9 protein-coding genes and 2 pseudogenes are annotated in these 8554 nt (G+C 54.6%); all 11 read left to right on the top strand.

Annotated features, from left to right (window positions below):
- Nucleotides 1-402: 402 nt before the first annotated feature.
- Entirely contained in the window at nt 403-639 is a 237-nt protein-coding gene (locus ALO80_RS30470; protein WP_144434202.1) for a hypothetical protein, read from the top strand.
- Between the two features lie 184 nt (nt 640-823).
- Nucleotides 824-1204: a hypothetical protein gene (locus ALO80_RS04905; RefSeq protein ID WP_055008152.1), complete on the top strand. Its 381-nt coding sequence runs from the start codon at nt 824-826 to the stop codon at nt 1202-1204.
- Between the two features lie 218 nt (nt 1205-1422).
- Nucleotides 1423-1782: pseudogene (tnpB, locus tag ALO80_RS31895) on the top strand (IS66 family insertion sequence element accessory protein TnpB).
- A gap of 85 nt (nt 1783-1867) precedes the next feature.
- Nucleotides 1868-2068, top strand: a pseudogene (locus ALO80_RS29020) (transposase domain-containing protein); the annotation flags it as partial.
- Nucleotides 2069-2435: 367 nt separating this feature from the next.
- Complete coding sequence (locus tag ALO80_RS04895; protein WP_083493141.1) at nt 2436-3347, top strand: LysR family transcriptional regulator; 912 nt, start codon at nt 2436-2438, stop codon at nt 3345-3347.
- Between the two features lie 278 nt (nt 3348-3625).
- Nucleotides 3626-4654 (top strand): beta/alpha barrel domain-containing protein, encoded by a 1029-nt coding sequence (locus tag ALO80_RS04890; protein ID WP_054987109.1) that lies wholly within the window; start codon nt 3626-3628, stop codon nt 4652-4654.
- A complete protein-coding gene (locus ALO80_RS04885) occupies nt 4651-5841 on the top strand; it encodes an isocitrate/isopropylmalate dehydrogenase family protein (RefSeq protein ID WP_055008150.1) in 1191 nt (396 codons plus the stop codon). Before ALO80_RS04890 ends, ALO80_RS04885 begins: the two co-directional genes overlap by 4 nt.
- Nucleotides 5825-6538 carry an RraA family protein gene (locus ALO80_RS04880; RefSeq protein WP_054987111.1) on the top strand — a complete coding sequence of 238 codons (714 nt, stop codon included), beginning with the start codon at nt 5825-5827 and terminating at the stop codon, nt 6536-6538. Before ALO80_RS04885 ends, ALO80_RS04880 begins: the two co-directional genes overlap by 17 nt.
- The gene (locus ALO80_RS04875) at nt 6535-7098 is read left to right on the top strand and encodes a flavin reductase family protein (RefSeq protein WP_223813527.1); all 564 of its coding nucleotides are present in this window, start codon (nt 6535-6537) and stop codon (nt 7096-7098) included. The genes ALO80_RS04880 and ALO80_RS04875 overlap by 4 nt, the downstream gene beginning before the upstream one ends.
- A gap of 32 nt (nt 7099-7130) precedes the next feature.
- Nucleotides 7131-7493: an antibiotic biosynthesis monooxygenase gene (locus ALO80_RS04870; protein ID WP_054987112.1), complete on the top strand. Its 363-nt coding sequence runs from the start codon at nt 7131-7133 to the stop codon at nt 7491-7493.
- 79 nt (nt 7494-7572) lie between these two features.
- Nucleotides 7573-8544, top strand: a complete 972-nt coding sequence (locus ALO80_RS04865; RefSeq protein ID WP_055008149.1) for an NAD(P)H-dependent flavin oxidoreductase — start codon at nt 7573-7575, stop codon at nt 8542-8544.
- Nucleotides 8545-8554 lie beyond the last annotated feature (10 nt).

Here is an 8554-nt window from a genome sequence, read left to right as displayed (position 1 = left end):
GAGTTCCGCATTTACATTTCGGTGTTAAAGACACTGTGACTGGAAAATATATTTCTAATAATCATGTTCCCTGTGCGGACTAGGATAGGGATATGTCTATCGCTCGGAAGGGTATTGTTGTCACTGGCGAATATTCTGGCTGGGAAGTTATTGTTGTGGACGACCGTGATGGCGACACTGGCGGGTATTATCTTTACTTGAAGAAAAGTGATGTGAAGGGTTTGACTACTGGTTCGAGGATGAGACAGGGCTTCAGGCTCAGCTAGCTGATTTTGAGGTAGAGTGGATAGCTTAGTAAGTTAATTAGCATGGCTGTTATTTTGCCGTCGGTGCAAAGGAGGGCCAGCGAGTAATCTGAATCCGACGAGTGCTATAACAGACGCTGAGGCTGGAACCAGTGGATTGGCAAAGATAGGTTCTTTGAAGGGAGAGCCTGAGCTGCCACCAAAAAATGCAAGTCCGGACATGATTCGATCAATTGAGCGTCAAAATGAAGCTTCGAAGGGACTTGCTCAAGCTGGATATGATGTTGAGCAGTTGGCAAATTCTGGGAAAAAAGGAGCCAACCCTGATTTGCGGATTAATGGTGAACTAGCTGATTTTTCTCGCCAATCACCAATAGCCCAATTTCAGTGCTGAAAACAATAAGCGGTAAAGTTGAGACTCAGACTAGCAATATTGTTGTGAATTTGGCTGACTCTCCATTGATCTTTGAGCAGATAGAAAGCGCACTGCGCTCGAATCCTGTCGAAGGCTTGAAAAAGCTTTATTTGATGAAGGGCGGGGAGTTTAGGGTGATAGGGGCTGTGAAGTGACAATTACAATGAATCTTGAGATTGAAGTTGGAATTTCTTTTAAAGAAATTGCTTCAGTACTCTCAGTGATGGGGGCTGAGCACGCAATTGAAAATGGTTATCTAACAGGTAACTTTAAATATTCAGGTGTTTATTTTGTATTTCGTTGCTTTAGTAGTCCTGAGGACGTTGCTGCTGAAGGGGTTAATGTTGATTGGGAAGCAGGTATGAGTGGAGCGTTTCATTGTCCTATAAAATATTTGCTGGAGAGTTCTGAGGATATTAAGTCTTTCCTTACGAAGCTGTCGATAGAAACGGATTTTAAATTTGTTCTTTCTTTTCAGTATGAAAGCTTGTATGTGATCCGTGATGAGTTTGGTATTGGTTTTCTGAGAAGCATGGTTGATTAGTTGGTGCAAAAGATCTCACAACAAAACCTTCAGAGGTTGGACCCTTAAACCGACTCAGCGAGAAGTAGATATTGAGTCATACCTTGCTAAAACTGAGTATTCACCGTACTGCGGACTTACATGTTGATGGGATGTAAGCGCTCCATGAACCCCACATTCAAAGCCGCTGCTTGATCCCGGATGCTGTGCTCCCGATTTCTTTCTGGAGCCCGCCAACCATGATGCGTCCCGATGCAAAAGTCGAAAAAGTGTATCTGTACCCCAAGCCCGTCGACTTCCGAAAATTCATCGACGGTCTGGCAGCCTTGGTCGAGTTGGACATCAAGGTCGCGGTGTTCGACCCCGTGCTTTTCGTCTTCCTCAACGAGCCACGCAACCGCGTGAAGATCTTGTACTAGGAGCGCAACGGCTTCTGCCTTTGGCTCAAGCGCCTGGAGTCTGAGCGCTTCAAAACATTGCCCGATGTGACCGACGAAGCAATTGTCCTGACTGTCCAGCAGCTCAATTGGATGCTCGACGGCTTTGACCTTTGGCGTAACCGTCCCCATCAGGTTTTGACGCCGCGATTCATGGCCTGATTCGGTATAATCCCGGGCATGAATTTCGTGCCCGACAACCTTCCTGATGATCCTGAATTACTCAAGCAGATGCTTGCGAAGATGAAAGAACTGGCTGTTTAGCGACACGCCCAAGGGCGCGACGGCCAGTGCTCAACTGTATAGCCTGGTCGAGACTGCCAAAGCCAACGGCCAAGAGCCTTATGCGTGGCTGCGCCACGCACTGGAACGCCTGCCGGCGGCCTCATCAGTTGAAGACTACGAAGCGCTGCTACTGTGGAACTGCTCGCCGGTATCACCTGGCTAAGCGCACCGCCCATCATGAAGCTGGTGGGGTTTGTGGAGCGCTTACGGTACAGCTGGATTAGACCGCACCAATTCAACAACGGACTGGCCCCAGCTCAGGCCGAGAAAAAACCTAACTTCGTGTCCGGGATCAGTTGACCACTACAGTCACCCTAGCGAAGCCTTCACTCCGGACACCCCCGTCTCAAATCATCCGAACCCCGCTCCGCAATCCCGGCTTGCACTTCGCCTAGACTACCGAACGGCACGAGCCCGTTCTTCGGGCCCGAGGAAGTTGTCAGCATTATCCTTGTATACGTCTGCTAACACTCAGTGATGAAACATTACAATACGCCTATTCGCATAAATCGTATAAGGATATAGCGTTAATGACAATGACTCCATCGGATGGATCGGCTTCCCTTGACGTTAATAATCTGTTTAAAAAGCCCAGGGTCTGTTTTGATTGGGAGGACTTGCGGTACTTCGTGATGTTTTCCACTATCAGGTCGCTGAGTGGCGCTGCGAGGGTGCTGGGTGTGGAACATGCGACCGTCTCGCGCCGTATCGCTTCATTGGAAAAGTCCCTTAATGTAAAGCTTGTTGATCGGCGCAAGCGGCTTTATGAACTGACCGATGAAGGACAGCGTCTGGCGGTTATCGGGCGCCAGATCGAGGCGCAGACTCAGGCGGTTGGCCGCCTCGCCATCGCGGCTCAGGTGGTGCCAAGTGTGGAAGTGACCATCAGCGCACCACCGTCGGTGGCGGTCGAGAAGCTGGTGCCGCAACTGGGGGCGTTTCGTGCCATGCACCCTGGCATTGTGCTGCGCTTGTTGGGGGATCATCAGTATTCGTCGTTATCCAGTTGCCAGTCTGACTTGTGCATACGGTTTTCCAGGCCGATTGAAAGTGGCATCGTCGCACGACGTATCGGGACCGCCTCATTTTCATTTTATTGCTCACATTTTTATCTGGAGGAGCGGCACCCGGAGCACTATGAGTTTATTGCCTACGACAATGAACTGATGAGCGACAGTCAGAACGGTTGGCTTAGGAATATTGTCGGTGAACGCCCCTTCGTGCTGGAAGCCAAAACAGTAGAACTGCAAATTCGCGCCGCGGAAACCGGTGTGGGTATTGCCTTGCTTCCAAGTTTTGCGGTAGGTGCGAACTCTCGTCTGTGCCGGGTAGAGCTTTCGGCACCGCTGGAGGTTGATGTCTGGCTGGGCGTGCATGAAGACTTGCGCGCGGTGGCTTCAATTCAGGCCGCGATGAATTATATAGAAAGCTGTTATCGCTAGTCGGGCCGGTGACAGAAATCGTTATTTCGGCACACACATGAGGTGACGGTGAAAAAATTCCCATCCCCTGACTAAATATCAACAATTTACAACGCGGTCGATTTTGACGAGGATCAATGTCGAGTTAAGAAGTTAATGATTCGAAACTCCGAGACGTTCAGGTGTCGGCTCGGCAATGTTTGATAGGTGTGGCGCTGTTGTACAACTACAAGAATAAAGGCAGTGGCAAGATCATCTCAAGCACCCTGTTTACACCCTAAGGACAGCCGGAGATTCTCATGGCCGACATAAAAATTCTCGACGTTACATTGCGTGACGGTGGTTATCGAAACAACTTCAATTTTACGGAAGATCAGGCCCGGGTTATGACTTCGGGCCTGGCGGACGCAGGTGTCGACCTCTGTGAAATTGGTTACTGCAAAGGATCGTTTGCGCCGAAGGGAGAGCACGGGCTGACCAGTGATGTGGGCGCACGCTTCATTGAGAAAATCATAAAGGCAGCCGATGGACGCATCGAACTGGCGGTTATGGTTCACCCTAAAAACATCACGGCAGACGACTTTGCCATGCTCAAGGAGCAGGGTGTTTCAATGATTCGTGTCTGTCTGCGACGCGACCAGCTGGATGAGGGCCTGGCGACTTTGTCACTGGCCCGCGATCACGGCTTCAGTGTCAGCGCCAATGTGACGCATGTGACATCGCAGACGCCGGGAGCGGTGCTTGATACGGCCGTTCGTGCCGAAGGTGCCGGCGCGGACATCATCTGTTGTGCGGACTCCAACGGTCATATGTTGCCAACCGATGTACATCGGCTGTTCAGTCGCCTTGCTAGCCGCTTGCTGGTGCCATTGGGGTTTCACGCCCATAACAATCTGTCTTTGGCACTGGCGAATGCATCGGCGGCTATCGAAGCCGGTGCTGAGTATATCGACACGTCCATATGTGGCATGGGCAAGGGAGCAGGCAACCTGCACTTGAGTATGTTCGTTGCGTATCTGGAACGTATCGGCATCCGTCACGGATACGATCTGGTAAAGGTGATTGAACTGTCGGAAGCCACGGCCAGTTCGGTCCCGCAGAACAATATGCCCAGCCCGCTGATGGATATCATTCTGGGCACCTACAACTTCCCCTACGACAGTAATCGGCGGGTGCGAGATACCCTTGAACGGTTTCAACTGACCTCCGAGTACCGAGCGCTCGAGGTCATGCATCAGCAGGACAAGGTGGCGCGTCTTGCTCCGCGAGCGGTATTGTCGAATGCCTTCAATGAACTGGCGAGCAGCGTAAAGGGGGTGGCGCTATGACCCGTCAGATGCCCCGCAAGCGTATAGGTATTCTGCCCGGTGACGGGATCGGCATTGAAGTCATGGCGGCAGCGCTTCCGGTGATCGCTGCGTTGGACCTGCCGTTCGATTTGATAACCGCAGATATCGGTTGGGAATGCTGGAAACGCGACGGTGAAACCGTTCCTGCCCGAACCTGGGAAATCATAGCGAACTGTGATGCGACATTGCTGGGCGCAATAACCAGCAAGCCGCTGGCAGAGGCGGAGGCAGAATTGCCACTGGCGCTTCAGGGCCAGAACCGCCGCTATGTCAGTCCGGTCATTCAGCTCAGGCAGAACCTTGATCTGTACGCGAATGTACGTCCGGTAACAGACATGACCGGCGAAAACAGATTTCGCTTTGTCGTGATCAGAGAAAACACCGAAGGCCTTTATGCAGGGCTGGATTTCGGGCGTATTCCAGATGCACTGCTGCCGCTGCTCGAAGAGCGAGAAGCGCTTGGCGCGTCCTGGCAGCGAGAAGGGCAGGACGATGCGACAGTCACATTGCGCCTGCAAACGCGAAGCGGCTTGACGCGTATTTTTGAGTACGCATTCGAATATGCCCGCCAGAACGCCTTCACCTCAGTGACCTTTGTCGACAAGCCGATGGTCCTGCGCCACAGCAGTGCTTACGCACGGGGTATTTTTGAGGAAATCGCACAGCGTTATCCCGACATAACCGCTGCCATCGAAAATGTCGATGCAGTTGCCTTGTGGATGGTGCAGCGTCCCGAGCGTTTCGGGGTGATTGTTGCCGAAAACATGTTCGGCGATATTCTTTCCGATCTCGGCGCGGGCGTCATGGGTGGCCTGGGGTTCGCGCCCAGTGGCAACTTCGGCAATTCAGGGGCCTATTTCGAGCCTGTACACGGCAGTGCGCCGGCCCATGCGGGGCTGAACAAGGCCAACCCCGGAGCCATGTTCATGGCCATTGCGCTGATGCTCGAGCATTTGGGGTATGCCGCGCAGGCGGCGTGTATTACCCGCGCTGTCAGCCTGGTTTCACAATCGCCCATACGTACTTATGACCTTGGTGGTTCCCACACGACCGAGCAGGTGGGCGAAGCGATTGTCCGCCAATGCATCGAGTTGCAGGCCGGCTCTTTCGGGTATCACACCGGACAGGCTTCGGTTCAGGGAGAACGCCATGTCAGCGCACTTTGAAGCCGTATCAGTGACGCGAGCCGTACTGGAGGCCTGTGAACATCTGGACACCGCCTCGCTGTCGGATGCTCTGGACAGCCTCGGCATCGACGGCGGGTTGCCGGGTATCGTTTCGCAGGTGCCGGGTACGCGTTGTGTCGGTGTCGCATTTACCGTGCAGTACGAAGCTGTCGATGCGTCAGCAGGGTTCAAGGGGGCTGCCAACTACATTGATCAGGTGCCTCCCGGCGCGGTGATTGTGTCCTCCAACGTAGGGCGCCAGGATTGCACTGTCTGGGGCGATATCATGACCCATTTCGCCCTGGCCAACGGCATCAAAGGCACCGTTATCGATGGCATGGCGCGTGATATCGATACTGTGATCAGGTGCCGCTATCCGTTGTTCAGTCGCGGGCGGTTCATGCAGTCAGCCAAGAATCGCGCGCAACTCAAGGCCGTTCAGGTGCCAGTCGTCATTGAGGGTATTACGGTCCGCCCCGGTGACCTGCTGGTCTGCGATGGCAGCGGCTGCGTGGTCGTTCCACAACAACTGGCAGCCGAGGTTATACGTCGTGCCCAAGCGGTGGAGCAGACGGAGCGCAAGATTATCGAGGCCATAGCTGCAGGCTCGACTCTGGAGAATGCTCGCAGTACCTACCGTTACGACCAACCCTGGCTGACTGACGCTGAAAAAGTCAGCGTGGGAGAGCGGTCATGACTCAGGCATCGCGATTGACCGTAGATGCAAATGTGTCAGAGCCCCACGCTCGACAGCGTGCATGTGAGTCTCCGGACATTGATATCGGTGCGTTCAAGAAAGCAATGCGCCGCCTGACGTCCACCGTCACCCTTGTTGCCACCGAGCATGAGGGCACGCCGTACGGTATGGCAGCCACGGCTGTCAGTTCGGTATGCAGCGATCCGCCGTCCATTCTGGTTTGCATCAATCACAGCGCCAGCGTTTACCTGCCTTTGCTTGAGAGCGGAAAGTTCTCGGTCAACCTGCTGCACACCAGTCAGGCAGAGCTGGTCAGCGTATTTGGCGGAGCGGTCAACGGCCCGGCGCGGTTCGACAGCGGAGACTGGCAGCAGGATAGGGGCGTTCCGTATCTGCGTACGGCCCAGGCGACGCTGTTCTGCTCGGTGGCTCAACGAATGACCTGCGGCACTCACGAAATCATCATCGCTCTGGTCGAGAAAACAACGGCGGCCGAGGCGATCTCGCCGCTGCTCTGGCAAGACGGTAAACCGGCGGCTTCAGCACCGCTTTTCGCTTGACTACTTCTTCTTCTGACTGAACGGAACTGATTATGAAAATGGAATTGTTCGACGCTCAATCCGTCACCGATGACAAGGCGGTCTATCTGATCAATGTAGTGCAGGTAAACGAGGGTGCCCAGGATCTGGCCATTGAGATTCTTGAAGAGACGGTCAGTTACGTCGCGCGGACCTACAGTGCTTTCAAATGGAGCCGGTTGATGAAAAGCACGGACGGCAAGACCGTCATCAATCAGGCGCAATGGAGTGACCGCAGTCAGTTCGAGTCGCTTTTTATCGACCAGGAGTTTCTGTCGCGGTATTCCCGTTTAAAGGAAACCGGCACCTGGGAATATCACCTCTACAACGTCGCCGAGTACATCACCCCTGAACTCGCATTACAGAAAGCGGGTTGATCCATCCACTGCAGAGGAAGGCGGCGCACAGGCCGCTTTCGTCTGACATTCACTCGGATTTGCACAGGGGTTATGCGCGATGGCCATGATCAATACAGCACTGACTTCGCTTCTCGGAATTGAACACCCTCTGATGCTGGCCCCGATGGGCGGCGCCTCAGGAGGGCGTCTGGCGGCTGCCGTATCCCGGGCGGGGGGGCTCGGTCTGGTGGGGGCCAGTTACGGCGACCCGCAATGGATGGCGCACGAGCTGGAGATGATGCAGGACGTGCAGCAGCCCTGGGGTGTGGGTCTGGTGATGTTTACCGTGGCGAAGCACTTCGAATTGCTTCACCTGGCGCTTGAGTATCGCCCATCCGTGGTGGCGTTATCGTTTGGTGATGTGCGTCCTTTTGTCCGGCCCATTCAACAGGCCAATGTCAAAGTCATCGTCCAGGTTCATGACGTCGATCAAGCGCTTTACGCGCTGGACGCCGGTGCCGATGCGCTGATCGTGCAAGGGGCCGAGGCGGGCGGTCACAGCTTGCGACGCGCTTCATTGCCGCTGTTTCCGGCAGTTCGCGACGCGGTCGGGAAGGATGTTGTGCTTGTCGGTGCCGGCGGGATTGCCGACGGACGGGGCATGGCTGCCGCGCTGGCGCTGGGTATGGACGGCGTGATGATGGGCACACGTTTTCTGGCTTCGCAGGAGGCGCTTCCTTCCGAGCGGGTAAAGCAGCGCCTGTTAAAGGCGGTAGCGAAAGATACGGTGCGCACCCGGATCTTCGATCAGGTGCGCGGCATCGACTGGCCCGAGGGCTACAGCGGGCGGGTGATCGGCAATGAATTTTCCGCCAGTTGGGTGGGCAAGGAGCAGGCATTTGCGGCATCGGCGGGTCAATTGCGCCTGGACTATGAAGCGGCCATGGCGGCCGATGATGTGAGTATCCGGGCCATTTGGGCGGGCGAAGTGGCGGATCTGATCAAGGATGTATTGCCCGCGCAGCTCATCGTCGAGTCGACCCTGCGCGAGTGTGCCGCCAGTGTCGAATGCCTTCGCACAACCCGCTGACCCATCAGGA

Origin of the sequence: Pseudomonas caricapapayae (assembly GCF_001400735.1) — a bacterium.
GTDB classification, from domain to species: domain Bacteria; phylum Pseudomonadota; class Gammaproteobacteria; order Pseudomonadales; family Pseudomonadaceae; genus Aquipseudomonas; species Aquipseudomonas caricapapayae.
This window is presented reverse-complemented; position numbering and strand designations above follow the sequence as displayed.